This is a genomic window from Thermus sp. KWY1, from assembly GCF_057547025.1.
Window position 1 is genome coordinate 289241 of the sequence record NZ_BAAJPG010000023.1, and the last position, 26738, is coordinate 315978.

Annotated in this window: 29 protein-coding genes; 13 read left to right on the forward strand and 16 right to left on the reverse strand. The window is 66.2% G+C overall.

Annotation, left to right across the window (positions count from 1 at the left end):
* Positions 1–12: 12 nt before the first annotated feature.
* Positions 13–534, reverse strand: coding sequence for a 5-formyltetrahydrofolate cyclo-ligase (locus AC27GT_RS08210; protein ID WP_234944426.1), 522 nt, complete (start codon positions 532–534; stop codon positions 13–15).
* 75 nt (positions 535–609) lie between these two features.
* Between AC27GT_RS08210 and AC27GT_RS08215 the strand changes: the two genes are divergently transcribed.
* Both AC27GT_RS08215 and AC27GT_RS08220 read left to right on the forward strand, forming a co-directional pair.
* Positions 610–837, forward strand: coding sequence for an FmdB family zinc ribbon protein (locus AC27GT_RS08215; RefSeq protein ID WP_015718011.1), 228 nt, complete (start codon positions 610–612; stop codon positions 835–837).
* A 51-nt stretch (positions 838–888) separates the two neighbouring features.
* A complete protein-coding gene (locus AC27GT_RS08220) occupies positions 889–1824 on the forward strand; it encodes a prohibitin family protein (RefSeq protein ID WP_015718010.1) in 936 nt (311 codons plus the stop codon).
* 18 nt (positions 1825–1842) lie between these two features.
* On the opposite strand, the gene AC27GT_RS08225 is transcribed toward AC27GT_RS08220, so the two are convergent.
* The 4 genes from AC27GT_RS08225 to AC27GT_RS08240 are packed head-to-tail and all read right to left on the reverse strand — an operon-like array spanning position 1843 to position 4111.
* Positions 1843–2292, reverse strand: coding sequence for a DUF192 domain-containing protein (locus AC27GT_RS08225; RefSeq protein WP_015718009.1), 450 nt, complete (start codon positions 2290–2292; stop codon positions 1843–1845).
* Between the two features lies 1 nt (position 2293).
* Positions 2294–2779, reverse strand: a complete 486-nt coding sequence (locus AC27GT_RS08230) for a DUF192 domain-containing protein (RefSeq protein ID WP_015718008.1) — start codon at positions 2777–2779, stop codon at positions 2294–2296.
* Between the two features lie 7 nt (positions 2780–2786).
* Entirely contained in the window at positions 2787–3386 is a 600-nt protein-coding gene (tmk, locus tag AC27GT_RS08235; RefSeq protein WP_015718007.1) for a dTMP kinase, read from the reverse strand.
* Positions 3383–4111 carry a Nif3-like dinuclear metal center hexameric protein gene (locus AC27GT_RS08240; protein WP_038031210.1) on the reverse strand — a complete coding sequence of 243 codons (729 nt, stop codon included), beginning with the start codon at positions 4109–4111 and terminating at the stop codon, positions 3383–3385. The genes tmk and AC27GT_RS08240 overlap by 4 nt, the downstream gene beginning before the upstream one ends.
* Before the next feature lie 65 nt (positions 4112–4176).
* On the opposite strand from AC27GT_RS08240, the gene AC27GT_RS08245 reads away from it, so the two are divergent.
* Positions 4177–5985 (forward strand): S9 family peptidase, encoded by a 1809-nt coding sequence (locus tag AC27GT_RS08245; RefSeq protein ID WP_038031207.1) that lies wholly within the window; start codon positions 4177–4179, stop codon positions 5983–5985.
* A 48-nt stretch (positions 5986–6033) separates the two neighbouring features.
* Here the strand turns inward: AC27GT_RS08245 and AC27GT_RS08250 are convergent, their stop codons facing one another.
* The 6 genes from AC27GT_RS08250 to AC27GT_RS08275 are packed head-to-tail and all read right to left on the reverse strand — an operon-like array spanning position 6034 to position 8308.
* Entirely contained in the window at positions 6034–6300 is a 267-nt protein-coding gene (locus AC27GT_RS08250) for a DUF3467 domain-containing protein (protein ID WP_015718004.1), read from the reverse strand.
* Positions 6297–6647 carry a roadblock/LC7 domain-containing protein gene (locus AC27GT_RS08255; RefSeq protein ID WP_371180293.1) on the reverse strand — a complete coding sequence of 117 codons (351 nt, stop codon included), beginning with the start codon at positions 6645–6647 and terminating at the stop codon, positions 6297–6299. The genes AC27GT_RS08250 and AC27GT_RS08255 overlap by 4 nt, the downstream gene beginning before the upstream one ends.
* A 13-nt stretch (positions 6648–6660) precedes the next feature.
* Positions 6661–6990, reverse strand: coding sequence for a roadblock/LC7 domain-containing protein (locus AC27GT_RS08260; protein WP_015718002.1), 330 nt, complete (start codon positions 6988–6990; stop codon positions 6661–6663).
* Positions 6978–7388, reverse strand: a complete 411-nt coding sequence (locus AC27GT_RS08265; protein WP_015718001.1) for a roadblock/LC7 domain-containing protein — start codon at positions 7386–7388, stop codon at positions 6978–6980. Before AC27GT_RS08265 ends, AC27GT_RS08260 begins: the two co-directional genes overlap by 13 nt.
* Before the next feature lie 16 nt (positions 7389–7404).
* On the reverse strand, positions 7405–7989 hold the full coding sequence (gene recR, locus AC27GT_RS08270; RefSeq protein WP_015718000.1) for a recombination mediator RecR: 585 nt from the start codon (positions 7987–7989) through the stop codon (positions 7405–7407).
* A 1-nt stretch (position 7990) separates the two neighbouring features.
* The gene (locus tag AC27GT_RS08275) at positions 7991–8308 is read right to left on the reverse strand and encodes a YbaB/EbfC family nucleoid-associated protein (RefSeq protein ID WP_015717999.1); all 318 of its coding nucleotides are present in this window, start codon (positions 8306–8308) and stop codon (positions 7991–7993) included.
* A gap of 30 nt (positions 8309–8338) precedes the next feature.
* On the opposite strand from AC27GT_RS08275, the gene hemB reads away from it, so the two are divergent.
* Positions 8339–9319, forward strand: a complete 981-nt coding sequence (gene hemB / locus AC27GT_RS08280; protein WP_015717998.1) for a porphobilinogen synthase — start codon at positions 8339–8341, stop codon at positions 9317–9319.
* Between the two features lies 1 nt (position 9320).
* Here hemB and AC27GT_RS08285 read toward each other — a convergent pair whose 3' ends face one another.
* Both AC27GT_RS08285 and AC27GT_RS08290 read right to left on the reverse strand, forming a co-directional pair.
* Positions 9321–10526, reverse strand: a complete 1206-nt coding sequence (locus AC27GT_RS08285) for an MFS transporter (protein ID WP_038031205.1) — start codon at positions 10524–10526, stop codon at positions 9321–9323.
* A 41-nt stretch (positions 10527–10567) separates the two neighbouring features.
* Positions 10568–12319 carry a hypothetical protein gene (locus AC27GT_RS08290; protein ID WP_038031204.1) on the reverse strand — a complete coding sequence of 584 codons (1752 nt, stop codon included), beginning with the start codon at positions 12317–12319 and terminating at the stop codon, positions 10568–10570.
* A gap of 23 nt (positions 12320–12342) precedes the next feature.
* Here AC27GT_RS08290 and AC27GT_RS08295 point away from each other — a divergent pair, with 23 nt between their 5' ends.
* The 8 genes from AC27GT_RS08295 (at position 12343) to AC27GT_RS08330 (ending at position 23099) form a co-directional block, all read left to right on the forward strand.
* Complete coding sequence (locus AC27GT_RS08295; protein ID WP_015717995.1) at positions 12343–13098, forward strand: PP2C family protein-serine/threonine phosphatase; 756 nt, start codon at positions 12343–12345, stop codon at positions 13096–13098.
* Positions 13098–15053, forward strand: a complete 1956-nt coding sequence (locus AC27GT_RS08300; protein WP_015717994.1) for a protein kinase domain-containing protein — start codon at positions 13098–13100, stop codon at positions 15051–15053. The genes AC27GT_RS08295 and AC27GT_RS08300 overlap by 1 nt, the downstream gene beginning before the upstream one ends.
* Positions 15050–15703 (forward strand): response regulator transcription factor, encoded by a 654-nt coding sequence (locus AC27GT_RS08305; protein ID WP_015717993.1) that lies wholly within the window; start codon positions 15050–15052, stop codon positions 15701–15703. The genes AC27GT_RS08300 and AC27GT_RS08305 overlap by 4 nt, the downstream gene beginning before the upstream one ends.
* Positions 15678–16982 carry a sensor histidine kinase gene (locus AC27GT_RS08310; protein ID WP_487223920.1) on the forward strand — a complete coding sequence of 435 codons (1305 nt, stop codon included), beginning with the start codon at positions 15678–15680 and terminating at the stop codon, positions 16980–16982. The genes AC27GT_RS08305 and AC27GT_RS08310 overlap by 26 nt, the downstream gene beginning before the upstream one ends.
* Before the next feature lie 24 nt (positions 16983–17006).
* Entirely contained in the window at positions 17007–17585 is a 579-nt protein-coding gene (locus tag AC27GT_RS08315) for a hypothetical protein (protein WP_487223921.1), read from the forward strand.
* 106 nt (positions 17586–17691) lie between these two features.
* Complete coding sequence (locus AC27GT_RS08320; RefSeq protein ID WP_038031287.1) at positions 17692–18129, forward strand: hypothetical protein; 438 nt, start codon at positions 17692–17694, stop codon at positions 18127–18129.
* Between the two features lie 144 nt (positions 18130–18273).
* Positions 18274–20484: a PD-(D/E)XK nuclease family protein gene (locus tag AC27GT_RS08325; protein WP_015717989.1), complete on the forward strand. Its 2211-nt coding sequence runs from the start codon at positions 18274–18276 to the stop codon at positions 20482–20484.
* The gene (locus tag AC27GT_RS08330) at positions 20481–23099 is read left to right on the forward strand and encodes a UvrD-helicase domain-containing protein (protein ID WP_487223922.1); all 2619 of its coding nucleotides are present in this window, start codon (positions 20481–20483) and stop codon (positions 23097–23099) included. Before AC27GT_RS08325 ends, AC27GT_RS08330 begins: the two co-directional genes overlap by 4 nt.
* Here AC27GT_RS08330 and rpsI read toward each other — a convergent pair.
* Positions 23096–23482 (reverse strand): 30S ribosomal protein S9, encoded by a 387-nt coding sequence (gene rpsI, locus AC27GT_RS08335; protein ID WP_015717987.1) that lies wholly within the window; start codon positions 23480–23482, stop codon positions 23096–23098. The genes AC27GT_RS08330 and rpsI overlap by 4 nt on opposite strands.
* Positions 23482–23913: a 50S ribosomal protein L13 gene (rplM, locus tag AC27GT_RS08340; protein ID WP_015717986.1), complete on the reverse strand. Its 432-nt coding sequence runs from the start codon at positions 23911–23913 to the stop codon at positions 23482–23484. The genes rpsI and rplM overlap by 1 nt, the downstream gene beginning before the upstream one ends.
* A gap of 136 nt (positions 23914–24049) precedes the next feature.
* Between rplM and pyrG the strand changes: the two genes are divergently transcribed.
* Complete coding sequence (gene pyrG / locus AC27GT_RS08345; RefSeq protein ID WP_038031196.1) at positions 24050–25699, forward strand: CTP synthase; 1650 nt, start codon at positions 24050–24052, stop codon at positions 25697–25699.
* Here the strand turns inward: pyrG and AC27GT_RS08350 are convergent.
* Positions 25696–26721 (reverse strand): DUF815 domain-containing protein, encoded by a 1026-nt coding sequence (locus tag AC27GT_RS08350; RefSeq protein ID WP_158305237.1) that lies wholly within the window; start codon positions 26719–26721, stop codon positions 25696–25698. The genes pyrG and AC27GT_RS08350 overlap by 4 nt on opposite strands.
* Positions 26722–26738: the final 17 nt, after the last annotated feature.

Sequence of the window (26738 nt, forward strand, 5' to 3'; positions counted from 1 at the left end):
CTGACCCACGGGTCATTTGACCGGATGCACCCCCTCCTCGGTGGCCAAGGAGCTTACCGGCACGTCCCAGGGATCCCGGGGAAGGCGGGGAAATAGCAGGGCCTTGGGGATGACCCCAAGCTTCTCGGCCCGGACCGTGGCCAGGAAACGGTCATAATACCCCTTGCCGTGCCCCAGGCGGTAGCCCTCCTCATCAAAGGCCAACCCGGGGACCACCACCAGGTCCAGAACCTGGGGGTCCACCGCCTGGGTGGTGGGTTCCAGGAGGCCGAAGGGCCCGGGGACCAAGGGGCCTAAGGGGTGAACCGTAAGCCCCGTGCCGGCCACCTTGGGCAGGTAGTAGCGGGCAGGGTAAAGCCGGGTGAGGGAAAGGAGGTCCAGTTCGTGGGGCAGGGGATGGTAAAGGAGGATGGCCCGGAAGCCCCTGGCCTTAAGCCAGGGCACCAGAACCTCCACCACCTGCTCGGAAAGGCGCTTTCGGTCCAGGGTTCGCCAGAGGCGGAGGCAGTGCCGGCGCAGGGCGGGCTTGTCCACGGGGGGAGGGTACCACTCCACCCCCTTGACACTCAAGGTAGCCGAGTGTCAAAATGGCCGGACAGGAGGGTAGCTATGCCAGTCTACGTCTACAAGGGCCTGGAGACGGGGAACTACTACGAGTTTGAACAGAGCTTCCACGACGAACCTCTCAAGGCGCACCCGGAAACCGGCGAGCCCTTGAAGCGGGTCATCACCCCTCCCGCCATCATCTTCAAGGGCTCGGGCTGGCACGTGAAGGACTACGCCAAGAAGGACTCCGGCTCCAAGTCGGAAAGCTCGGAGGGCAAGAAGGAGGAGTAGCCCCGGTGCGTCCAGGCCCGAAGCTCTAGCTTCGGGCCTTATACTCTTTTCATGCTCAATCTAGCGGTGCTGGCGCTGGTCCTGCTGGGGGTGGGGCTCCTCTTTACCCCTAGACGAAGGTATGCGCTTCCTCTTGTGGGTCTTGGGGTGGCGCTCCTGGTTCTGGCCAATAGCTTTGTGGTGGTGCCTGCTGGGTATGTGGGAGTGGTCTTTAACATCCTCCGGGGGGTGCAATCGAGCCCCTTGGGGGAAGGGGTGCACTTCGTGGTGCCGGGGTGGCAGCAGGTGATCCTTTACGATGCCCGGGTCAAGGAGGTGACCCTTTCCGCCCCCCACGAGGGGGAAAAGCGGGCGGATACCTCGATCCGAGCTCGCTCTAAGGAGGGTCTGGAGATAGGCGTGGATGTCACCGTGCAGTATCGCATCCTCAAGGACCGGGCCCCTAGACTTCATCAGGAGGTTGGGCCTGGCTACCTGGAAACCCTAATCGTGCCCCAGGTGCGCTCCAAGGTGCGGGACGCCGTGGGTCAGTACAATGCCGCTGAACTCATCAGCACCCAGCGCACAGCCTTGGAGGCCTCGGTGATCCAGGGCCTCGAGGAAGCCCTCCGGGAGTACCACATTGAGCTCGTGTCTGTTCTACTGCGGGAGATCCGCATCCCGGAAACCGTGGCCAAGGTGATTGAGGAGAAACAGACCGCTGAGCAGCAGGTGCAGATCGAGATCAACCGCCGCAAGCAGGCGGAGATCGCCGCCCAGCGCCGAGTCATTGAGGCCCAGGGAGAACGGGATGCGGCCATTCTGCGGGCGGAAGGGGAGGCCAAGGCCATAGAACTCAGGGGCCGGGCTTTGAAAAACGCTCCTGAGGTGGTCCAGCTCACCTTCGCCGAGAAGCTGGCTCCTGGGGTGCAGACCATTTTTGTCCCCAGCACGGGGAACTTTCTCCTGGACCTGAGGGGGATGCAACAGGCCCCTCAAGGGCGCTAGGGTGGGTTGCGGGCAGGCTTAAGGCCTCACACGGTCCCCAGGGACGATTTCCAGGAGGCCCTCCCGCACCTCCAGCACCCCCCGGTAGGCGAGGCCTGGAGCGTAGGTTTCCCCAGGGTGGAGCCTGGCCACCTTGAGCACCCGGCCTTTGGCGTCCAGAAAGGCCAGCACCACCGGGAAGCGGTAGCCCTGGGCGCTGAAGGGGGCGTCGGTGGCTTCGGGGAACAGGTAAAGGAGGGCCTCGAGCTCCTCCTTCCGCATCCCCAGGCCCCGGCTCCAGGCCTCCGGGGTGCGGGCTAAACGGGCCTGGAGTACCCTTTGGCCATGGGCGGTTTCCACCACCACCTTTTGGGGTGGAGGGGGAGTTTGCAGCCTCCTGGCGGCGAGCAGGTAGCCCATGAAGGAAAAGACGGAAAGGGCGATCAGCAGGGCAAAGGCCACCAGGGGGAAGAAGGGGTTTCGTTCCACCTTACTTGGGCCAGAGCTTCAGGGCCTCACCCCCCACCCTGGCCCCAGGGGTGAGGCCCCGCCTTTGGAACCAGCCTTGGTTCACCTCGAGGGCTCCTTGGTACACCACCCCCGGGTAGTACACGGGGCAGGGATCTTTGCGGCAGGGCTCCATGTCCAGAATGCGGAGGATCTGCCCCTGACGGTCAAAGAAGGCGATGGAAAGGGGGATGAGGGTGTTTTTCATCCAGAAGCCTCCGGCCGTGGGGGTGGGGAAGAGGAAGACCATGCCCTCATCCTCCCCCAGGCTTTTGCGGAACATGAGGCCCTGGGCCTGGCGCTCAGGGGTGTCCGCCACCTCCACCCTCAGGAGGTAGCGCTTGCCTCCTTGCTCCACGAAGAGGGTGCTTTTGGGAAAGGAAAGGCCCTGGCCTAAGGCCCAAAGCCCCAGGGCAAGCCATAGGGCTATCCTGAGGCCACGCCGCCGGGCCGGAGGGAAAAAGCGCATAGGGTCATTATGGCAGAAGGGGAAGGATGCCAAAGCGGATGGCGGCCTGGACTTCCTCCACAGGACGGGTGGCGTCCAGCACCCTGAAGCGCTCGGGCTCCGCCGCCGCCAGCTTTAGGTAGCCTTGGCGTACCCGCTGGAAGAAGGGTAGCCCCATCCTTTCCAGGCGGTCCGGGGCCGATACCCGCTTAAGGGCTTCCTCCGGGGGCAGGTCCAGGAGGAAGGTGAGGTCGGGTTTCAAGCCCAGGGTGGCCTCCTTGGCCACCTCCTTAAGCCAGGGAAGGGGAAGGCCTTGGCCATAACCCTGGTAGGCCAGGCTGGAGTCCAGGTAGCGGTCGGAGATGACCCAAAAGCCCTCCTCCAGGGCGGGAAGGATCACCTTGCGCACGTGCTCCGCCCGGTCGGCGCTGAAGAGGAGGTACTCGGCTTCCGGGGAAAGGGCTTCTCCCTTTAAAAGGAGGTCCCGCACTCCCGGAAGCCCCCCGCCGGGCTCCCGGGTCAGGCGCACTTTTATCCCCTTTTCCTCCAGGAACTGGGCCAGGAGCCGGGCCTGGGTGGTTTTGCCCGATCCGTCCAGGCCCTCGAGGGTGAGGAAGAAGCCCTTCATAGCCCCGTGGGATGGTCCAGGAAGACCCAGGGCAGGCCGAAGCGGGCCTCCAGGTGCCGGGCCAGGGCCTTGACCCCGAAGACCTCGGTGTCGTAGTGGCCGGCGTAGATGACGTTTAGGCCCCGCTCAAAGGTTTCGTGGAAGACGCTATGCTTGGGTTCCCCGGTGATGAAGAGGTCCGTGTCCACCTGGCCGATGAGGCTCGCTGCCCCGCCGGATACGATGGTCACCGTTTCCACCAGGCCTTTGCCCCCTTGGTGGACCAAGGGCTGCATCCCGGTGAGCTGGCCCAGCATGTCCGCCACCTGGACCAAGGGAGTGGGAAGGGGAAAGCGCCCCTTCACCCCCACGTCAAAGGGCTCCTGCTCCACCAGGCCCAGGGCCCTGGCCAGCTCGTGGTTGTTGCCCACCTCGGGGTGGGCGTCCAGGGGAAGGTGGGCGGCGTAGAGGTTGATGCCCCCTTGGAAGAGGAGTTCCAGGCGGCGCTTGTGGTGGCCCACTATCGGAAAGGGTTTGCCCCAGAAAAGCCCGTGGTGGACCAGGAGGAAGTCCACCCCCTCCTCGAGGGCCTTCTGGAAGATGGCCTCGGCGGCATCCACCGCCGCCCCCACCTTGCGCACCTCCTTCTTTCCCTCCACCTGCAGCCCGTTTAAGGAGAGGTCCTGGGGGAAGTCCTTCAAGCGCAGGTACGTGTCCAGGTAGCGCACCAGCTCGTCCCGGTCCATGGCGCCCAGCTTACCGGAAAGGCGGACCTGGGGGCAGGCGAATGACCGGTCAGTATTATGGAGGCATGGAACCGGAAATCCTTTTCAAGCTCCGCTTCCTGTCGGACCTCACCCCTGGCCCCGATGGCTTCCCCCTTTTCCTGCTGACCGATATCCAGGAGGGGGACCCGCCCCGGTACCGCTCGAGGCTGGCCCTTTTTGACGGCACCTTGCGCTTGCTCACCCAGGAGGAAGCCAAAAAGCCCCGCTATGCCCATCCGTACGTCTACTTCCTGCGGAAGGTGGGGGAAGTCCAGGAGCTTTTCCGCCTGGACCTAAGGGGTGGGGAGGCGGAGAGGCTTACGGAAACCCCGGGGGTCTTGGACTACGCCCTAGGTCCTGAAGGGGAGGTGGTGTTCCTGGCCCTGAAGGAGGCTCCCAAGCCGGGTGGCCCCCGCATGTACGAGGGGTGGCCCTTCAAGTTCGACGGCCGGGGCCTCCTGCCCGAGGGGAATGTGGCTCTTTATGCCCTCGAGGGGGGTCAGAAGAAACTTCTTCTGGACCGCTACCCTGCCCCCAGGGAGATGGTGCCTTCCCCCGAAGGGCTCTACCTGGTGATGGCCGAGGATAAGGGGGCGCAGGCGGAGTGGCGGGATACCCTCTACCTGCTTAAGGAAGGCAGGTTGCAAAAGGTCTACGGCGGCTTTGGCCCCATCTTTGCCCTGGAGTGGAGTCCGGAAGGGCTTTTCTTCCTGGGCCACGCCTTTGAACGGGGAGGGGGCACGGAGGCCCGGCTTTACCACCTGCATGGCGGGGAGGTTCGGGTTCTCTTTGAGGGTAGCCTGCAGAACTCCATCAACTCCGATCTCCGCCACGGGGCCCATACCCAGGGGCCCAGGTGGGCCGGAAATGGGGTCTATATCGTGCGCACGGAGGAGGGGACGGGAAGGCTTTACCGGGTGGGCCTCGAGGGGGAGGCCGAGGCCCTGGGCGTGGAGGGGAGCGTCCTCTCCTTTGCCCACACGGAGCGGGGCCTCTTCCTCCTCACCGAGGACTTTACCCATCCGGCCCGGCTTTGGGGTCCCCTGGGGGTCTACGACCCCAACGAGGGGGTTTCCCTGCCCCTGGCCGAGCCCATCTACACCGAGTGGCCGAGCCCGGAAGGGCACCGGGTGCCGGGGTGGGTCCTGCTTCCGGAAGGGCAAGGACCCCACCCGGTCATCCTGTACATCCACGGGGGGCCCCACACCGCCTTCGGGCGGGCGCCCATGCTGGAACTCCAGCTCTTCCGCCAGGCGGGGTATGCGGTGGCCTTCGCCAATCCAAGGGGGTCCACCGGCTACGGCCAGGACTTCGCCCTGCTCCAGGGGGAATGGGGGGAGCGGGACGAGCGGGACCTCCTGGGCTTCTTGGACCACGTTCTGGCCCGCTTCCCCCTGGATCCTGGCCGTGTGGGGGTGGCGGGGGGAAGCTACGGGGGCTATATGGTGAACTGGCTCACCGCCCGCCACCCCGGTCGCTTCAAGGCGGCGGTCACCGACCGGAGCATCGCCAACTGGTTCAGCTTCTTCGGGGCCAGCGACATCGGCCCCCGCTTCACCTTCATGGAGCTTATGGCCAGGCCCTGGGAGAGGGCGGAAGTGCTTTGGGAGAAAAGCCCCTTGCGCCATGTCCACCAGGTGCGGACGCCCACCCTGGTGGTCCATTCCGAGCAGGACCACCGTTGCCCCATAGACCAGGGGGAGACCTGGTACACAGCCCTTCTCCACCTGGGGGTGAAGGCCCGCTTTTTCCGGGTACCCGAGGAAGGGCACGAGCTTTCCCGCTCCGGAAGGCCAGACCGCAGGATCGCCCGGCTCAAGGCCTACTTGGACTGGTGGCGGGAAAACCTCTAGGGCTACCCCGCCCTGGCTTGTGCCAGGGCGGGGACCCGTGGCATTCCTTTAGGCCTGGCTTTCCGCCACCGGCTCGGGAATGGGGCCGAAGGTTTCCTCGTACCGGGCCACGTTTTCCGCCAGGCTCCGGAGAAGGGCCTTGGCGTGCTGGGGGCTCGTGATCACCCGGCTGACCACCATGGCCCCGCCCTGGGGTTGCAACAGGGCGAAGTCCAGGATGAACTCGTTCTTGGTGTGGGCGATGAGGGCCAGGTTGGTGTACCGGCCCAGGGCCACGTCCTTGTCGATTTGGATGTCCAGCTTTAGCTCGCTCATCGAAGCGCCTCCTCCAACTTGGGTACGGCCCTTTTCAAGGCTAGGCGTACCCGCCCCAGGCTTCTCACGCTGTCCAGAAGAAGGAGCAGGTGATAGCCGGGAAGGGGCACCAAAAGCAGGGCCCCCTCGGGGTACTCTACCATGACCTCCTCCACCCCTTCCTGGCCCAGGGTCTGGGCCAGGGCCTTGGCGGTCCCCAGCACCGTGGCCGCTCGGGCGGAAAGAAGGCTGGCCTCCGGGGCATCCCCTTCCCGGGCCTCTTCCACCACGAACCCGTCCTCGCTGAGGAGGGCGGCCACCCGTACCCCCTTGGTGGCCTTGAGTTCCTGTAGGGCTTGCTCCACCATGCCTCCTTAACCGTCAGAGGTTCTGCACCTTAAGGGCGATGCGGGTTAACTCCTGGCCCACGGCCTTGCGGTCCATGCCCCGCTCGATGACCGCCCCCAGGACGTACTCCCCCACCCTGAGGGCCAGGATCTCGTGGTTTTCCGTGGCCAGGGTGAAGCGGCGCACCTCCCCGGAGAGGGCTTCCGCCAAGGGGGTCATGTGCCGCACCAGGGAGGCCAGCTCCGCCGCCAGGACCTCCGCCGGGGGGTTGCCCCGGCCCAGGGCCTCGATGACCAGGCCGTCCAGGCCCGTGAGCACCGCCCGCTTGACGCCAAAGGGGGCCAGGCTCTCTAGGTAAGCCATCCCGCCACCTCCGCCAGCTTTTCCGCGGCCTTGGCTGTTTGCAGGCGCGCCTGGCCCAGGTTGGCTTCCGGTGCCATGAGGAGAAGGAGGAAAAGCTCCTCGTGTCCCTTGCCTCGAGGCACGGGTCCCTGGGGTCGTGGGCCTGCCCTACGCACCACGTGGACATAGCCTACCACGGGGTGGCCCCCCACCAAAAGCTCGTGCACCCGGGGGGTGCCCAGGCTTCCGGCGTAGGCAGCCTTGGCCTGGCGCAAAAGGGCGGCGTGTTCTGCCACGGCCGCCTCGAGGTCCACCCGCCTGCGCCTGGCTCCTTCCACCAGGAGCCCGTCCAGGGTGCCGATGGCGGCGGCAAAGGCCCCCTCCACCTGGTCCAGGAGGTGTTGCAGAAGCTCCTCCATGCCCTTTCCCCAGGGCCTAAAGGGGTTTCCTCCCCTCCAGGGCCCGGCCTAAGGTTACCTCGTCCACGTACTCCAGGCTTCCCCCCACAGGGAGGCCGTAGGCCAGGCGGCTGGCCCTGATCCCCCGGCGCTTGAGCTCCTCCGCCAGGAAGAGGGCGGTGGCCTCCCCCTCCACGGTCATGGAGGTGGCCAGGACCACCTCCTCCACCCCGGAAAGCCTGGCCCAGAGGCTTTCCAGGTTGAGCTCCCTTGGACCCACTCCTTCCAGAGGGTTCAAGGCTCCACCCAGCACGTGGTAAAGCCCGTGGAACTCCCCGCTCCGTTCCAGGGCGTACAGGTCGGAGACCGTTTCCACCACGGCGATCACCGACCGGTCCCGGGTTTCGTCCTGGCAGATGGGGCAAAGCTCCCCCTCCGCCAGGTTGCCGCAGACCCGGCAGACGCCCAGGGCCTCGAGGCCCGCCAGGGCCCTTTCCAGCTCCTCGGCCTCCTCCCGGTGGAAGGCCAGGTGAAGGGAAAGCTTCTGGGCGGTCTTGGGGCCGATCCCAGGCAGGCGGGAGAGGGCGCGGGCCAGCTTGAGGAGGCTTTCCGGGTACCTCATCCTAGAAGAGCTTGCCCAGCATCTGCCCCACGCCCCCCAGCTCCCGGGCCATTACCTTCTCCGAAAGCTCGTGGGCCTTCCTCTGGGCGTCCTGGATGGCCACCAGGAGGAGGTCTTCCAGGCCCTCGAGGTCCTCCTGGAAGTTCTTGAGCACCTCGGGCTTCAGGCGGACCGCCAGGATCTTGCCGTGGCCGTTGGCCTCCACCTCCACCAGACCCTGGGCCGTGCCCACCACGGTCAGGGTTTCCAGCCGCTCCTGGATCTCGGCGGCTTTCTTCTGGGCTTTCTGCGCTTCCTTCAAGAGCTTCTGCAGGTTCATGCTCCCTCCTCCCTGAGTATAGTGGAAGTCATGGAGCGTCCAAGAAGGCTGCGTTCGCCCCTTTTAAGGCCCTTGGTGGCGGAGGTGGAGCTTAGCCCAAGGCACCTGGTCCTGCCAGTCTTTGTGAAGGAGGGAGGGGAGCCGGAGGAGGTTTCCTCCATGCCCGGGGTCTTCCGGCACCCCCTGGCCCAGCTTCCTCGCCTGGCGGAGGAGGTGCTCAAGGCGGGCCTGGGCGGGATGATTCTCTTTGGCGTGTTGCCCGAGGAAGAGAAGGATTCCCTGGGGCATGGAGCCTATGCGGAAGAGGGCATCGTCCAGCGGGCCATCCGCCTTCTGAAGCGGGAGTTTCCCGAGCTTCTCGTCATGGCCGACACCTGCCTTTGCGAGTACACGGACCACGGCCACTGCGGGGTGGTGCGGGAAGGCCCCTTGGGGTTTTACGTGGATAACGACGCCACCCTGGAGCTTTTGGCCAAGACCGCCCTTTCCCAGGCCCAGGCGGGGGCGGATGTGGTGGCCCCCAGCGCCATGATGGACGGGCAGGTCAAGGCCATCCGGGAGGCCTTGGACCAGGGGGGTTTTGCCCACGTGCCCATCCTTTCCTATGCGGTGAAGTACGCCTCCGCCTTCTACGGCCCCTTCCGGGAGGCGGCAGGGAGCGCCCCCCAGTTCGGGGACCGTACGGGCTACCAGATGGACCCGAAGGCCGGCCTCTGGGATGCCATGCGGGAAGCCAGCCTGGATGACCTCGAGGGGGCCGACATGCTCATGGTCAAGCCGGCCCTTCCCTACCTGGACGTGCTTTACGCCCTTAAGGGGCGGTTTTCCAAGCCCCTTTTCGCCTACCAGGTATCCGGGGAGTACGCCATGCTGAAGGCGGCAGGCCAGAGGGGCTGGCTGGACGAAAAGAGGGCGGTTCTGGAAAGCCTTTACGCCCTAAGGCGGGCCGGGGCCCAGGGGATCCTTACCTACTACGCCTTGGAAGTGGCCCGCTGGCTGAAGGAGGCCTAGGTTAAGCTTCCTGTGTCTGGCGGGTTTCCTGGGGTGCGGGGATGCCCCCGGTGAGGAGGGTATAGCCTGCCGCCAGGCTCACCATGGCCCCCGCCAGCAGGAAGACCCGGGGGGCCCCCAACCATCCCTCCAAGGCTCCGCCCCACAGGGTGCCCAGGAGGACGGCGGCGTTCATCACCGCGCTGAAGGCGGCGAAAATCCGTCCCCGCATCTCCTGGGGGGTGTTGAGCTGCAGGATGGAGCGGGCGGGGACGATGAAGGCCATGTTGAGGAAGCCGCTTATGAAAAAGGCCAGGAGCACCCAGGCGAAGAGGGGAAAGGCCCCGATGGAGGCTTCAAAGAGGCCGTAGAGGAAAAGCCCCAGGAGGAAAAGCCTCTCCCGGGGAAGGCGCTTTAGGAGATAGGGGATAGCAAGCCCTCCCAGAATGGCCCCTAAAGCCATGGCCGCTTCCATGAAGCCGAATCCCGACGAGCCCACCTTGAGCCACTTGATGGCCAGCACCACCCCCAGGGCAGTTTCCACGGAGCCGAAGGCGGCGGCCACGAAGAGGGTGCCCACCGCCCGGCGGAGGGCGGGATGGCCTGCGAGGTGGCCGATTCCCTCCTTCACCCGGGCGAAGAAGGCCGCCTTGGGAAGCCTCTGGGGCTTTAGGGAGGGAAGGCCCATCAGGATGAACCCTGAGGCCAGGTAGGTGGCGGCATCCAAATAGAAGGCAAAGGCAGGCCCCACCGCCGCCACCAGCACCCCTGCCGCCCCCACGAAAAGCACCTCGGAAAGACGGTCGGCAAGAAGCACCAGGCTGTTGGCCTCATCCACCTCTTCCTTGGGGACCAGGTCCGGGACCACGGCGTTTTGGATGGGGTCATGGAGGTCCCGCAGGAGTTCAATCAGGAAGACCAGAAGAAGCAGGATGGGAAGGCTCTTGGCCCCAAGGAGGGGGATAAGGGCCACCAAAGGAGCCCGAAGAAGGTCGGACCACACCAGGAGCCGCTTGCGGTCCTGGGTGTCAGCCCAGGCGGAAAGGAGGGGGGAGAAGACCACGGTGCCCACAAGCTGGACTCCCAGGACCAAGGAAACCCAAAGGGCCTTTTCTGTGAGCAAATAGACCAGCACCAGGAGGGCCACCCGGTGTACCTTGCTCCCCGCCTGGGAAACCAGGTAGGAGAGGATTAACCGGGCAAAGGCTTTGTGCCGCAAAACTTTCATACTACCCCCTTGCCCGGGAGTATACCAGGAATGGCTTTAAGTCAAGGGTTTTCCATCACCAGGTAAGCAAGCCGCCTTCCCTCTCGGGCCAGGATCACGGTTCCTTCAGGGAGGCGGTAGACCAGAAGGTCCTTGAGCCTTTGGGGTACCTCGCCCGCCTGGCCCACGTAAAGGACGTCCTCCTGGGGGTCGCCGGAAGGAGCGTTCCTGGGGCGCAGGGAGAGAACGGTTTGCCCCACCTTGAGGGCCAGGGGCTCGGCCCCGATGGAAAGCAGGTGCACCTCCCCCCCCAGGGTTTCCCGGGTGGGGGGGCGGCGGCCCAGGTACTCCCTTAAGGCCTCCGCCAAAACCAGGGCTTCCCGCTCCTGCCCCAGGGCCTGGCCCACCTCCTTGAGGAGGGGGGTGGGGTCCGCCCCACCCAGGCGTTTCAGGGCGAGCTCCAAAACCTTGCGGGCGAAGTCCTGCAGGGCTTCCCAGGGGGCCTGGCGGTACTTCTCCGCCAGCTCGGGGCCAAAGGCCTGGGGGCTGAACTCGCCTTTCAATCGGGCGGAAAGGGCCCTGAGGAGGCGCAGGTAGACGTAGTCCTGGTTGGGGCTTAGGAGAAGGGCCAGGATCCGTCCCTCGGCCAGGAGCTCGTAAAGCCTGAGCCCGCTTCGCGCCTCGAGCCTCAGGTGGAGGAGATCCCCCTCCCGTACCGCCAGGACCTCGAGGTCCTCCCAGGGAATCACCAGGGTGTCCTCCAGCACATAATCCTCCCCGCCCAAACCCAGGTGCCAGGTTCCTTCCACCTGGCTTAGGGTGAGGGTGAGGGGTCCCAAGGGGATCCGCCCTGGCCTCAAGGGCAAGGTAAGGAGGCTTTCCTCCCCCTGGCCGGGCTCGGGAACCCGGGGCCAGGGGGTTTCCCCTTGCGGGGTGGGAAGCAGGTTCAGGAGGGCGATGACCTTTTCCAGGGCCACGCGGAAGCGGCGCCGTTCCTCTTCCAAGAGGAGCTCCCGCCGCCTTTCCTCCTGGGCCTCTTTCCTAAGGCGTTCTTCCAACCGGGCGATTTCCAGAGCGCTTGCCCCCAGACGCTTGGTTTCCTCCAGGGCTTTTTTCAAGGGCATGAGGTCCCGCTTGGGGGGAAGGCCGTAGGCGTCGTCCCACTCCAGGATGCGGTTCAGGAAGCGGCGGATATAGGTGCGGGTTTCCTCAGGGGGCAAGGGAAGGTCCTGAGGAAGGTGCAGGGCGGTTTCCAGAAACTCCATCACCAGGGCCTCGGCCACCTTGGGGTCCTCGAGGTCCATGAGGCTATCGGAAAGAGAGGGGATGGGGTGGGTGGGGTGGAAGCGGGAGAGGTTGAAGTCCCGCTTGAAGGTTTCCTTTTCCCGGTACTCCAGGTAGTTCTGCAAGAAGGCGTGGATGAGCCTGAGTTCCTCCCGCCTCCCCGCCAGGAGGTCCTTGGCCCGGGCCTTGGCCTCCCGCTCTGCCAGGAGGCGCCATACCTTTAAGGCGATGGCCCGCAAGGGGGAAGGCTTTTGGGTGGCAGGGGGTTCCTCTAGGTTCTCCAGGGCCGGGGTGGGGAGGTCCAGGGAAGGGGGCTCCGGGGGCGGGGAAGGGGTAAGGCTTTGCCGCAGGGCCCGGAAGCGGGCATCGGCCTGGCGGAAGCGCTTGGCCAAAGGCCCTGGCAGGCGGGTTTGGATGAGGAAGGCCCTCAGTTGTAAAAGAGCCCTCTTCCCCCCCTTAGGGGTGCGGCCTGCGGCCAGGTCCTCTACCCGGTACTCGTAGAGGTCCACCAGGTCGGCCAGGTGCTCCACCCATTCATCCTATAATGGGTCCGATGCGCCTTGCTCCCCGGTACAGCGTGGCCGCGGTCTCCCACGTGGGCCGCCGCCAGAACAACGAGGACTTCCACCGGGTGATGCGCCTCGAGGTCCCCCAGGGTAACCTCCTCCTCCTGGCGGTGGCCGACGGCATGGGGGGGATGGAGGCAGGGGAGTGGGCCAGCAAGGTGGCCATAGAGGCTATTTCCGAGGCAGTGCGGGCCTATGCGGAGCACCTGAAGGGAGGCCGGCCAGCGGTGGGCCTCTCCAAGGTGATGGAGAAGGCCTTCACCCTGGCGGCCAGGCGGGTGGAGAAGGAGGCGGAAAGGCTTGGGAAGAAGGGCATGGGCACCACCCTCACCGCCTTCCTCTATGCGGACTGGCTCAAGGAGGGGGTGGTGGGGCACATCGGGGACTCCCGGGCCTACCACCTCACCCCCAAGGGGCTTAAGCGGCTCACCGAGGATCACTCCTGGGTGGCGGAGCGCTTGAGGGAAGGGGTTCTGACCCGCACGGAGGCCGAGCGCCATCCCTACCGCAACGTCCTCACCCGGGCCTTGGGCCTGCCGGAAGCTCGCTTTGACCTCAAGGAGGTGCACTTGGGTCCGGGGGAAGGGGTGCTTTTGGTCACGGATGGGCTTTACGGCCTAGTGCCCGAGGAGGAGTGGGTCTTGGGCAAGGACCTGCAGGCGAGCCTCGAGGGGCTCCTGGCCGAGGCTTTGCGTCGGGGCGGGGACGACAACGTCACCGCCGTGGCCTTACGGGTGGAGTGATGCAGGGGCTTCTGGCCTTCCTCCTGGTTCTCCTCACCGCAGCCCTGGCCTCTCGCCTTTCCCCTTGGCCCCTTTGGTTCCTCCTGCTCCTCCTCTCGGGAGCCGCCTGGGCCACGGGGGCCCGGGCGGAGGTGGTTTTCCCCTGGCTGCTTATGGGCCTGGGGTTGCTGGCCTCACCCCGGGTCTACCTGGGTCCCCGGCGGAGGGTTCAAAGGCGTTCCCGTACCCAGGGACGGGCTTCCTCCGGTTCCAAGACCACGGAGGAGGCCCGGGCTCTGGAGAAGCAGTACGAGATCCTGGAGAAGGTGGGCGTGGGGGGCATGGCCACCGTGTACAAGGCCAAGGATAGGAAAACCGGCCGCCTGGTGGCCCTCAAGGTTCCCCAGGAGCGCTTTGTGGGCGACCCCCGCTTCGTGCGCCGCTTCCACCGGGAAGCGGAGGTCCTGGCCAAGATGGACCATCCCAACATCGTCAAGGTCTACGACCATGGCCAGGTGGATGGAGTGCACTTCATCGCCATGGAGTACCTGGAGGGGGAGGGTCTGGACAAGCTTATAGAGGAAAGGCGCCTTTCCCTGAAGCAGGCGGCGGCCATCCTCGCCCGGGTGGCCGATGCCCTTAAGCACATCCACGCCCAGGGGATCGTCCACCGGGACATCAAGCCGGGGAACATCATGGTGCTCAAAGGGGCCCTCAGGGAGGATGGCGTGGACCCCAGGGGGGTGCGGCTCATGGACTTTGGCATCGCCGCCGGTAAGGTGCTCACCCGCCTCACCATCACCGGGGCTCGCATCGGCACCCCGGTCTACATGAGTCCGGAACAGGCCAAGGGCCAGAAGCTGGACCACCGCTCGGACATCTACTCCCTGGGTATCGTTCTCTACGAGGCCCTCACCGGCCAGCCCCCCTTCACCGGGGGGTATGAGACGGTGATTCACCAGCAGATCTTCCAGGTGCCCACCCCTCCTAAGCAGCTCAATCCCCAGATTCCCCAGGTTCTTTCCGACTTGGTCTTGAAGATGCTGGAGAAGGACCCGGCCAAGCGCCCCTCCTTGGACGAGGTGATCCAGGGCCTTTCCGCCTCCTGGGAGGAGGAGCGGGGCCTGCCCCACCCCTTCTACCTGCTCTTGGGGGTGGAGGCCAAAAAGGGCACGGTGCGGCTTCTGGACCTTTCCGGTACCGCTGCCCGGCTCCTTTCCGGCATTGGCTCGGGGCCGGGTTACTTCCCAGCTCCTCCCCTCTCCGTGGCCGCCGATGGGGAGGGGGGCATCTGGATCTCGGTTTTTGAGCACGGGGCCAAGCTCCTTCACCGCTTTTCCCCGGAAGGGGAGCTCCTCCTTTCCGCCGGGCCTTACGGCATGAAGCCCGGGGAGTTCCTCTTTCCCGCGGCCCTGGCGGTGGCCAACGGTAGCCTGTTTGTCCTGGACTCGGAGACCGCCACGGTGAGCCGGCTCGATTTGAAGGGGCAGTACCAGGAGCGCTTTGGCGGCCAGGGGCCGGGCCGGGGCACCTTCCAGGATCCCAAGGCCCTGGCGGCCACGCCGGAGTTCCTTTTCGTCCTGGACTACGGCAACCGCCAGGTGCAACGCCTGGCCCTGGATGGGCGCTACCTTTCCCGTTATGCCTTCCGCCGTTCCAAGGAAAGCGAGGAGCTGAGGCTTCTCGGTGGGGTGGGGGTGGAGGGGGAGAGGCTTTACCTCTACGATGTGGAGGCGGCCAAGGTGCGGGTGCTGGATCTGGCGGGATCCCTTCTCGCCTCCTACAGCCTGCCCCTGTTGGAGGGGGAGGACCGCATGAGCCTGGTGGAGCTTCTGCCCTTCGGGGGCATTCTCTATGCGGCCAGGCGCGGGGCGAGCCGCATCCATCGCATAGACCTGAAGACCGGGGAGGCCCTGCCGCCCTTGGAGGTGTACGCCCCCGTGCGGGCCCTGGCCCTTTGGCGGAACCCGGCATGAGGGTGCTTCTGGTGGAGGACGACCCAGGGGTTCGGGAGGCCTTGGAGCTTGGGCTTTCCCTCGAGGGGCACGAGGTCAAGGCCACGGAAAGCCCAAAGGAAGCCCTAAGCCTCCTTCCCTGGGCGGAGGTGGTGATTTTGGACGTGCTTCTGCCCGAAAGGGATGGCTTTTCCCTGCTTAAGGATATCCGGGCTCGCTCGGAGGTGCCCGTGCTGATGCTTACCGCCTTGGATGCGGTGGAGTGGCGGGTGAAGGGCCTCAAGGAGGGGGCGGACGACTACCTGGTCAAGCCCTATAGCCTCTCCGAGCTCCTGGCCCGCCTCGAGGCCCTCTGGCGCCGCGCCCATAGGGGGAAGGAGGCCCCGGAAGTTTTGGCCTACAAGGACCTGAGGCTTTATCCCAGGCGCATGGAGGCCTTCCGGGGGGAGAGGAGGCTTTCCCTTCCCCCCAAGGCGTTCCTCCTCCTGAAGGCTTTTCTGGAGTCCCCGGAGGAGGTGCTTTCTAAGGAGGCTTTGATGCTGAGGGTCTGGGGGGAGGAGGTGGATCCCGCCACCTTGGAGGTGCACCTCTCCCTCTTAAGGAAGGCCCTGGGGGAGCCCAACCCCATCCAGACGGTGCGCGGCTATGGCTACCGCCTTTTCCTCCCTTAGGGGGAGGCTTTTTGCCCTTCTCTTCCTGGCCCTCTTGCTTCTGGCCCTGCCCCTGGCCTTTCTTTCCGCCAGGGAGGCGGAAGGAGCGGCCAGCGAGGACCTGCGCCGGGCCCTTTACACCCGGCTTTACCTCCTTGGGGAGGAGGGACCTGGAGAAGAGGAGGCCCTTCTTCTTGAGCTTTTCCGCCTGGCCCAGGTCTATGGGGGCGGCACGGGCTTCGTGATAGGGAAGGAGGGGGTGGCCTTCACCGAGGTGCCCTCCCCCAACCTTCCCCCTGGTCTCCTCGAGGCCCTTGCTCAGGGACGAGCCTACCAGGGAGTGTGGCGGGGGGTACTCTACGTGGCCCTGCCCCGGGAGGAGGGAGGGTTCGGCCTGGCGGTCCCCTTGGAGGGGGTCGCCGGCCTGGGGCGGAGGCTTCTCCTCCTCTACGCCACCTGGGGTGGAGGGGTGCTTTTGGCTATCTTTCTGCTTTCCGCCCTGGGGCTCGCTTGGGCCCTTCGCCCCCTGGGGCAGCTGGCCAACCTCCTGGAGGCCCGGCGGCCTGAGGACCTAAGCCCCCTTCCCGACCCGGGCCTGGCGGAACTGAGGCCCTTGGTGGAGGCCTTAAACAGCCGCCTGGCCCAGGTGGGGGGGCTTCTTAGGGAGCTTTCCGAGAAGGAGGAGGCGGCCCGCCGGTTTGCCCGCCATGCCTCCCACGAGCTCCGCAATCCCCTGGCTGCCTTGAAGGGGTACTTGGAGGTGCTCCTGCGCAAGCCCGAACCCAGGGCCCTCGCCGGGGCCTTACGGGAGGCGGAAAGGATGGAGGCTTTGCTCTCCGGGCTCCTCAGGTTATCCCGCCTCGAGGCCACCTCCTCCAGGCTCATCCCCCTGGACCTGCGGGCTTTCTTGGGGGGATGGGGCCTGGAGGTGGAAGGGGAAGGCCAGGTTCTGGCGGACCCCGAGCTTCTCGCCCTGGCGGTGGAAAACGTGTTGGACAACGCCCGCCGCCACGGGAAGCTTCCCCTTAAGGCCAGGATCCAGCGGGACAGGGAGGGGGTTTGGCTTTGGCTTGTGGACTCCGGGCCCGGCTTCCCCAACGAGCTTTTGCCCCGGGCCCTGGAGCCCTTTGTCCATGGGGGAAAGGGCACGGGCCTGGGCCTCGCCTTGGTGGCGGCGGTGGCCCGGGCCCATGGGGGAAGGGCGTGGGTGGACAACCAGGACGGGGCGGCGGTGGGGCTCTACCTGCCTTTGGCTTCCCTTAAGGTTTCGCCCGATGCGCCCTTTAGCCAGAGGGAATAGCCTCCAGTTCGGAGGTGATAGGGAATGAAACAGCTGCTCATGGGTTTGGTTCTCCTGATGGCGGGCCTTTCCTTGGCCCAAGGCACGGATTACCAGCAGGCGGCGGTAGCCTCGGCGGCCTTGGCCAGGCTCCAGGCGGTGGCCCAGGGGGCCACGGGGGAGGAAAAGCTTCTCGCCTGGGCCAAGGAGGTGAAGGCCCGGGCGGAGAAGAGCTACGAGGCCAAGGCGTACTTCAAGGCGGCGCGGGAGGCCCAGGCCGCCCTTCTCCTTTTCCGGGCAGCCTCAGGGGAACCCCAGGTGCAGGCCCGGGGGCCGAGGCCAGCCCCCCGTATGGGGATGGGGATGCACCATCCCTTTGGACCCAGGGGCCATGCCTTTGCCCCGTGGGGTAAGGGGCGGCCGGGCCCGGATGCCCGCTTGACCCAGCGGGTCCCGAGTGTGGTGGACCGGGCGGAGAAGGAGCTCGCCTACTACCGGGCCCAGGACAGCCTGGTGAAGGATCTGGTGGCCGAGGCCAAGAATAGGCTTTCCAAGGAGCCTGGACGGGCCTTCCTGTTGGCCCGGGCGGCCTTGGCCCTGATCTCGGCGGAGCGGGGCTTCTAAGCCCACCCCACCCTGGCCAGGCCAGGGTGGGGACCCTGGTTAACCCCATCCCGGGACGGATATGGGCGAGAAGGGGTACAAGGCCAGACCGGTCAAACTGGGAAGGATGCGGTGGCTTGGGGTCTTCCTCCTCCTGGCCCTCGGGGGCTGGGCCCTGGGGGAGGAGGGCCCCAAGGGCTTTGGCCCCTCGCCCGAAGAGGTGCTGACCCAGTGCTTTAAGGTGGTGCGGACCCTCGAGGTCCAGGCCCTCTACCGGGAAGGGGATACCCTGGTCCTGGTCCTGGGCCAGCCGGTGGGGGAGAGGCCCCTGCTTCTCTTGGCCCTCGAGGGGGGCAGGCCCATGCCCTACATGGGCCCCATCCGCGGAAAGCCCATGCGGATGCGCCCCTTCTTCTTCCTGCGGGAGCTTTCCCTGGCCCGGCGGGTGCTGGTCCTGCCGGAGGGGTACCGCTGTTTCGTCCTCCACCGGGGGCGGGTGGTGGGGGTGTTGCGCCTGGGCTTGGATCTCACTCCCCTGCCCCTTTCCCCGGAAGCCATTCCCTGATATAGCGCCAACCTGGTTTTCGCCAGGTTGGAGGCCCCGGAAGATCCCTTCCGCAAGCCTTTTTCTTGGAGGGTGTAAGGGGTAGGGTTCGGCACGAAAGGGTATCACGGGTTCCCGGGCTTTCCGGTTTTAAAATGCCCCCATATGAAGCCGGGCCTCTATCCCCTCCTGGGCCCCCCCGCTTCGGGGAAGACCACCCTGGCCCGGGAATGGGCCCTGGAGGTCCTGAAGCGGCGGGGGAGGGTCTACTGGGTGGGCCTGCCCCACCAAAGGGCCTACGTGTACCGCCTTTTCGGGGGGGAAGGGGCGGTGCTGGGCCTGGAGTTCATGTCCTTCCAGGCCCTTTACTACCGGGTGCTGGCGGAGGTGGGCCGGCTTGGGCCCTTGCTTCCCGGGGCGGGAAGGGTGGCCCTGGTGGGGGAGGCCCTTAGAGACCTCTACGGGGAAGGGGTCGCCCCCGGGGAGGCCCGGCTTTTCGCCCGGGCCATTGCGGAACTCAAGCGCTTTGGCCTTTCCCCCTTCGCCCTGCCCAAGGAGGGGGAGGCGGGAAGGCTCAGGCGGGTTTACTTCGCCTACGAGCGCCTGAAGGAAAAGGCTTTGGACTACGACGATTTCCGCCACCGGGCGGGCCGCGTGCCCCTCCGCCTTTTCCCTAGGCCCGATCTGGTGGTGGTGGACGGCTTCCGGGAGGTGGGTCCTTTGGACCTCCGCTTCCTTAAGCGCCTGGCCCGGGAGGTACCCGTCCTCCTCACCCTGGAGCTTCTTCCGGAGGGGCTGGAACCCTGGCAGACCCTTTCCCAAAGGCCGGTGAAGAAGGAGGTCTGGGCCCTGGCCAACCCGGTGGAGGAGGCTCGCCACCTCCTGAGGGCCCTCAAGCGGGCTTTGGCTTCGAGGGACCTGGGGGGCGAGGGTTTGGACCCCTTTGAGGTGATGGTGGTGGCCCCGGAGGACCGCATCCCTGGGCTTCTCCTCTTTCAGGACGAGTACGGCTTGCCCCTTTACGACGGGCGGGAGGGGGCCTTGGCGGACACGGAGGAGGGGGAAAGGGTCCTGGCCCTCCTGAACCCCATGCCCACCGGGCGGGACCTTCTGGCCCTGGGGTTTTCCGCCCTGGGCCGGAGGGCCCTGCGGCTTGGGCTTGCGGGGGAAGAGGCCCTGGCGCTTTTGGCGGAAAGGGAGGGCTTGCTTCAGGAATGGCAGGCGTTTTTGGCCCTGCGCACTCCCGGGCCTGATCTCCTGGCCTGGGCGGAGGAGGTCTTGGAGCGGCTTGGGGTGGCGGCCAAGGAGCTCTTCCTCTCCCGGCTTCGCCTGGCTTTGCGGGCGGATGGGCGAAACCCCTTGGCCTGGTGGCGGAGCCTCCTTCTGGATGAGGCCCTGCCTAAAGAACCCCTCCGGGGGGTGGCCCTCCTCCCCCCGCTTCGGGCCATGGGGGTGCGGGCCAGGCGGGTTTACGTGCTGGACTGGGTGGCGGGGCGCTACACCCTGGGAGAAGGGGAGGACTACTTCCTTTTGGAGGAGTTGCGGGAGCGGGGGCTTCTCAGGAGGCTCCCTCGGCGCCTCCGGGGCCTTGACCCCCTTTTCCTCCAGGCGCTTTCCACCCGGGGGGAGGAGGTCTATCTCCTCTACCCAGAGGCGGGACCTTCGGGGGCCTACGAACCCCTGGAGAAGGGAATGAGGCCCGAGCCCCTGCTGCCTTCAGGCCGCCTCGAGGCCCTGCCGGAGGAATCCTTCACCCCACCCCTCCCCACCTCCCACGCCCCCCCAGCCCACCTGGAGGTTCTCCGCCGCCACGGGGAGTGCCCCTTTCGGACCTATCTGGAGCGCTTTCCCCTTCGCCCGGAGGATGGGGCCTTGGGCTGGCACCTCTTCCCCGAGAGGGTAGACGAGCTTTCCCAGCATCCGGAGGTGGGTCCTTGGCTGGCTCTCCACCAGGAGCACCTAAAGGGCATGGTCTTTTGGGCTCGCTGGCCGGGGGAGCGCTTCACCCTGCGCCTGGACGGGGTGCGCCGGGAAGCAGGGGGGCGGGTGGTACACCTCTACCGCCTCCTCCCCCCAGGGGGGGATCCCGATCTGAGCCCCCGGCGGCGCTGGACGGAGTGGTACGCCCTCGGGGCCTTTTTGCGGAGGAAGGAGGTGGAGGAGGTCCACCTCTGGACCTGGGCCTTTCTGGGGGAACCCCGTCCTTACCGCAAGAACCCCTACCGCAAGGGGGACAGGCCTCCCCAGCTGGAGGAGGTTCGGGCGCTTGTGAAGGAGGCGCTTCCTCGCTGGGGAAAAGGGGGGTTTTCCCCGAGGCCCGGCTACCACTGCTACGCCTGCGGTCTGGCGGACATCTGCCGCAAGGAGGAGGCATGAGGCTCTACGTGGCTTCCGCGGGCACGGGCAAGACCCACGCCCTGGTGGGGGAGCTCCTGGCGCTCTTGCGCCAGGGGGTGCCCCTCCGGCGCATGGCTGCCGTCACCTTCACCCGCAAGGCGGCGGAGGAGCTGAGGCGGCGCATCCAAGGCGAGGTGATCAGGCTCTCCTCCGCTTCTTGGGCAGAGGAGGCGCAGCGGGAGGTCTACGGGGCAGTCTTCACCACCATCCACGGCTTCATGGCCGAGGCCATCCGCCACACCGCCCCCCTCCTCTCCCTGGACCCGGACTTTGCCCTATTGGACGAGCTTTTGGCCGAAGCCCTCTTCCTGGAGGAGGCGCGAAGCCTCCTTTACCTGAAGGGCCTGGACCCAGCTCTGGAGGGGTCCCTCCTCGCCCTTTACCGGAAGCGCTCCCTGGCGGGGGCGTTTCGGGCCCTGCCCGGGGCGGAGGGGCTTCTTGAGCTGTTCCAGGAGGTCCTTTCCGGCTACCATCGGCGCACGCGGGAGGCCCTGGGGCCAGGGGACCTCGAGGCCCTGGCCCTTCGTCTCCTGGAACATCCCCAGGCGGTGAGAAGGGTGGTGGAGCGTTTTCCCTACCTCCTGGTGGACGAGTACCAGGATGTGAACCCCTTGCAGGGGCGGTTCTTCCGGGTCCTGGAGGAGGCGGGGGTGCAGGTGGTGGCCGTGGGGGATCCCAAGCAGTCCATCTACCTCTTCCGCAACGCCCGGGTGGAGGTCTTCCGCCAGGCCCTCAAGGAGGCGGCGGAGGTCCATCGCCTCGCCGAAACCCGGCGCCACGCCAAAGCGGTGGCACGCTTCCTGAACTGTTTCGTGGAGCGCTTTTTCCCCGAGCCCGAGCGGGTGCCGGTGGTGCCCTTAAGGGAGGAGGAGGGCCTGGTGGAGGTCCACTGGGTGGTGGGGGAGGGGGGCTTGCCGGAAAAACGGGAGAAGGAGGCGGCCCTTCTGGTGGAGCGGCTTGCGGCCCTCCAGGGCCAGGGCCATGCCTACCGGGAGATGGCGGTCCTGGTGCGGAGCCGGGCAAGCCTTCCCTTCCTGGAAAGGGCCTTCCGGGCCCTGGGGGTTCCTTACGTCCTCAGGCGGGGGCAGAGCTTCTTCAAGAGGCCCGAGGTGCGGGATGTCTACCACGCTTTGCGCCTCGCCCTGCTGGAGGGTCCCCCAAGCCCTGAGGAGCGCATTTCCCTCCTGGCTTTCCTGAGGGGTCCTTTCGTGGGGGTGGACCTCGGGCAGGTGGAGGAGGCCCTGCAGGCGGAAGATCCCCTTCCCCTCCTTCCCCCGGAGGTGCGGATGCGCCTGGATGGGCTCAAGACGCTTGCGGGCTTGCGTCCCCTCGAGGCCCTGAAGGCCCTTGTGCGGGACGAGGTCTTCCTAAGGCGGCTTTCCCGGAGGGCCCGGGCCAATCTGGACACCCTTCTCCTCCTGGCCGCGGAGGAGCGCTTCCCCGACCTCGAGGCCCTTTTGGAGTGGCTAAAAGTGCGGGCCGAGGACCCGGAAACCTCCGAGCTTCCCGAGGGGGGAGAAGGGGTGCAGCTCCTCACGGTCCACGCGGCCAAGGGCCTGGAGTGGCCGGTGGTGGCGGTCTTTGACCTCGCCCGCCACGAGGGAGGGAGGTCCGAACCCGTGCTGGTGGGCTTAGACGGCGAGGTGGCCCTGGAGGGGACGGAGGGGTACCAAAACCTGAGAAGGACCCTGGCCCGTGCCCAGGAGGAGGAGTCCCTGCGGCTCCTTTACGTGGCCCTCTCCCGGGCCAGGGACGTCCTCCTCCTCACGGGAAGCCTTTCCGAACGGCCTGGACCCTGGGCCGAGGCTCTCATGGACCTGGGCCTGGGGCCTGCGGACCAGGACCCCCTGGTGCACCGCCACCCCTTGGCGGGCCTTCCTCCCTTGCCCTCCCCCCCACTTCTTCCTGAACCCCAGCCCCCCGCCCCTTACGCGGAGCACCGCATCCCGTCCAAGCGCTTTCCCCCGGTCTTTTCCCCCAGCGCTTACCGCAAGGGGGAGGGGGAGCCTTTGGCTCTTTCCCAGGCCCTCGAGGCCGAAACCCTCCCCGAGTACTCCCGGGCCCTGGGCACCCTGGTGCACTACGCTTTAGCCCGCAACCTGGATCCGGGGGACGAGGAGGCCATGCGGGCCCTCCTCCTGCAGGAGGTGGCCTTCCCCTTCTCCGAGGAGGAGCAAAAGCGCCTCCTTGCGGAGGTGCGGCTCCTCCTTTGGAACCACCGGCGCATGATGGGGGAAGTCCTTCCCGCTTTGGAAAACCGGGAGGAGGACCACGCTGAGCTTCCCCTGGTCCTGCCCCTTGCGGGCACCGTCTGGTATGGGGTTCTGGACCGGCTTTACCGGGTGGGGGACAGGTGGTACCTGGAGGACTACAAGACCGACCAGAGGATGGCCCCGGAGCATTACCGCTTGCAGTTAGCCCTTTACTGGGAGGCGGTGCGGCGGGCCTGGGGGGTGGAGGCCGAGGCCCGTTTGGTCTATTTAAGGCACGAAAGGGTTCACGTCTTCTCGCCAGAGGAGCTTCAGGAGGCCCTTCGGGAGTTGGAAAAAGCCCCCGGGATCCTCTCCCAGGGGCTTGAGCCGGACCCTCTTTAGCGCTTGGAGTACTGGGGTGCCCGGCGGGCCTTGTGCTTGCCGTACTTCTTCCGCTCCACCACCCGCGCATCCCGGGTGAGGAAGCCCAGGGGCTTCAGCTTGGCGCGGTAGTCGGGGTTGTACTGGAGAAGGGCCCGGGCCACCCCCAGCTTGATGGCGTCGATCTGGCCGCTCTTGCCGCCCCCCTTCACGGTGATGTAGGCGTCAAAGCGCCCCAGGGCATCCACGGCCCTCAGGGGCTCGAGGGCCGCCACCGCCCTTACCAAGCCCTGGAAATAGTCCTGGAAGTCCTGGCCGTTCACGGTGACCTTGCCGCTTCCGGGCCTCAAAAAGACCCGGGCCACCGCCTCCTTGCGCCTACCGGTGCCGTAGTACTGCTCCATCACTTGACCTCCAGCTTAACGGGTTTCTGGGCCTGGTGGGGATGGGTGGGGCCGGCGTAGACCTTGAGGCGCTTGAAGAGCCTCCGCCCCAGAGGCCCCTTGGGGAGCATGCCCTTTACCGCATGCTCCAGCACCCTCTCCGGGTGGGTGGCCAGCATCTTTTCCGCGGGGATCTCCTTCAGGCCCCCCTGGTAGCCGCTATACCGGGTGTAGATCTTCTGCTTCAGCTTCTTGCCGGTGAGCCGGATCTTGTCGGCGTTGATCACCACCACGAAGTCGCCCATGGGAAGGTTGGGGGTCCAGTCGGGGCGGTGCTTGCCGCGTAGCAGGGTGGCGATCTGCGTGGCCAGCCGCCCTAAGGTTTTGCCCTCGGCGTCAATGAGAACCCACCGGGGTTCGATCTCCTTGGGTATGTACGTCTTGGGCTGCATGCGTTTGGGCCCTCCTTCAACTCTGTGTGCCAGGCACCATGTTCTTGCCGGGGGATCGGGGGACCCCGCAAGAACGCCAAAGAAAACTGTACCATAACCCCGGGGTCTTTTGCCAGATGTGGTAGGCTGAAGTCCCGTGAACGGGGTTTCCGAGAGCACGCAAAGGCCGAGGAGGTACGTGTTTGTCACCGGGGGTGTGGTGTCCAGCCTGGGCAAGGGCATCCTCACCTCTTCCCTGGGAGCCCTCTTTCGGGCCCGGGGGTATAGGGTTACCGCCATCAAGATCGACCCCTACGTGAACGTGGATGCGGGGACCATGCGTCCCTATGAGCATGGGGAGGTCTTCGTCACCGCCGACGGGGCGGAAACCGACCTGGACATCGGCCACTACGAGCGCTTCCTGGACCTGGACCTCTCCCGGGGCAACAACCTCACCACGGGCCAGGTGTACCTTTCCGTGATCCAGAAGGAGCGCCGGGGGGAGTACCTTTCCCAGACGGTGCAGGTGATTCCCCACATCACCGACGAGATCAAGGACCGCATCCGCAAGGTGGCGGAGGAGCAGGGAGCCGAGGTGGTGGTGGTGGAGGTGGGGGGCACGGTGGGGGATATCGAGAGCCTTCCCTTCCTGGAGGCCATCCGCCAGTTTCGCTTTGATGAGGGGGAGGAGAACACCTTCTACATCCACCTCACCCTGGTCCCCTACCTGGAAACCAGCGAGGAGTTCAAGACCAAGCCCACCCAGCACTCCGTGGCCACCCTGAGGAGCGTGGGCATCCAGCCCGATGCCATCGTTCTCCGCTCGGTGAAACCGGTGCCGGAGGAGGTGCGCAAGAAGGTGGCCCTGTTCACCAACGTGCGCCCGGGGCATGTGTTCAGCAGCCCCAATGTGGAGCACATCTACGAGATACCCCTCCTCCTCGAGGAGCAGGGCCTGGGCCGGGTGGTGGAAAGGGCCTTAGGCCTCGAGGCCGTCTTCCCCAACCTTTCCTTCTGGCAGGAGGCGGTGAGGGTGCTGAAGCACCCCGAGCGCACCGTGAGGATCGCCATCGCCGGCAAGTACGTGAAGATGCCGGATGCCTATCTCTCCCTTCTGGAGGCCTTGAAGCATGCGGGTATCCGGCACGGGGCCCGGGTGGAGGTGAAGTGGGTGGATGCGGAGGGCCTCGAGGGGGCCGACTTGGACGAGGCCTTTAGGGATGTTTCCGGCATCCTGGTCCCCGGGGGGTTTGGGGTGAGGGGCATTGAGGGTAAGGTGCGGGCGGCCCAGTACGCCCGGGAAAAGGGAATCCCCTATCTGGGCATCTGCCTGGGGTTGCAGATTGCGGTCATCGAGTTTGCCCGGCATGTGGCCGGGCTCAAGGGGGCCAACTCCACGGAGTTTGACCCCTACACCCCCCACCCGGTTATAGACCTCATGCCCGAACAGCTGGAGGTGGAGGGGCTGGGGGGCACCATGCGCCTTGGGGACTGGCCCATGCGCATCCGCCCGGGTACCCTCCTCCACCGCCTTTACGGGAAGGAGGAGGCGCTGGAGCGCCACCGCCACCGGTACGAGGTGAATCCCCTCTACGTGGACCAGCTGGAGCGGGCTGGGCTTGTGATCTCCGCCACCACCCCGGGGATGCGGGGCCGGGGGGCGGGGCTGGTGGAGGCCATCGAGCTCAGGGACCACCCCTTCTTCCTGGGCCTGCAAAGCCACCCCGAGTTCAAGAGCCGGCCCATGCGCCCCTCCCCTCCCTTTGCGGGCTTCGTGGAGGCGGCGTTAAAGCACGCAGGCCTTTAAAGCAGGCTTCGGGCGAACTGCCGGGCCACGCGCCCGGAGAAGCCTTTTTGCAGGGCAAAACGCAGGGCCTCCCTTTCCTCCTCCGGGGTCAAGGAGCGGCCCAGGTGGTGGGCCACTGCCTTCAGGTAAAGGGTCTTGTCAAAAGGCGGGAAGGTGAGGACCAGCCCGAAGCGCTCGGAGAGGGCCAGGGTGTCCTGAAGTTCATCCCAGGCGGTGGGGTCGGCCCCGGGTAAGGGGTTTTCCCCGGTTTGGCGCACCAGGTGGCGGCGGTTGGAAGTGGCCAGCAAGAGAACGTTTTCCGGAGGGCCCTCCAGGCTTCCTTCCAGGAGGGCCTTCAGGTGGTGGAAAGCTTCCTCTTTGGGATCCAGGGAGAGGTCGTCCAGGAAGAGGAAGAAGCGATGGGGGAGGAGGGCCAGCCTTTCCAGCAGGTTTTCCAGGTGGGCCAAGGCCTTGGGCTCCACCTCCACCATGCGGGCTTCTCTGAGGTGCAAAAGGCTCTTGGCGGCGGTGCTTTTGCCCGTGCCCCGGGCCCCGTAGAGGAGGGTGTGGAGGGCGGGTTTTCCCGAGAGGAAACGGAGGGCATTGGCCCTGAGGGCCTTAAGCTGCTCTTCGTAGCCCAGAAGTTCGTCCTCCCGGGGCAGGCGGTAGCTTCCCAGGGGGCGCACCTCGCCAGCGAAGCGGAAGGCCCGGTAGAGGGCAAAGGGATAGGGCCCGTGGGCTTGGAGCACCCGGACCAGGGCCTCGGGGTCGCGGGTGAGGAGGGCGGCCAGGGCCCCTTCCTCAGCGGGGTGGGGGGGACGTTCCCCCAGGTCGGCTAAAGGGTACTCCTTCCGCCTTCCCTCCAGTTCCAGGGAGAGGACCTCGAGGTCCTGCCGTATCAGCTGGAGAAGCCCCGGGGTGGGCCTTAAAGCCCGCCAGGCCCAGGGGGCTTTGAGGAGGCTTTGGGCGAAGGCATAGCCCCAGGGTTCACCCCGGGGCAGGTCCAGGTCCAGGAGGTCCAAAGGGGTCTTGGGAATCCTCATGGGCCCCATGGTAAAGG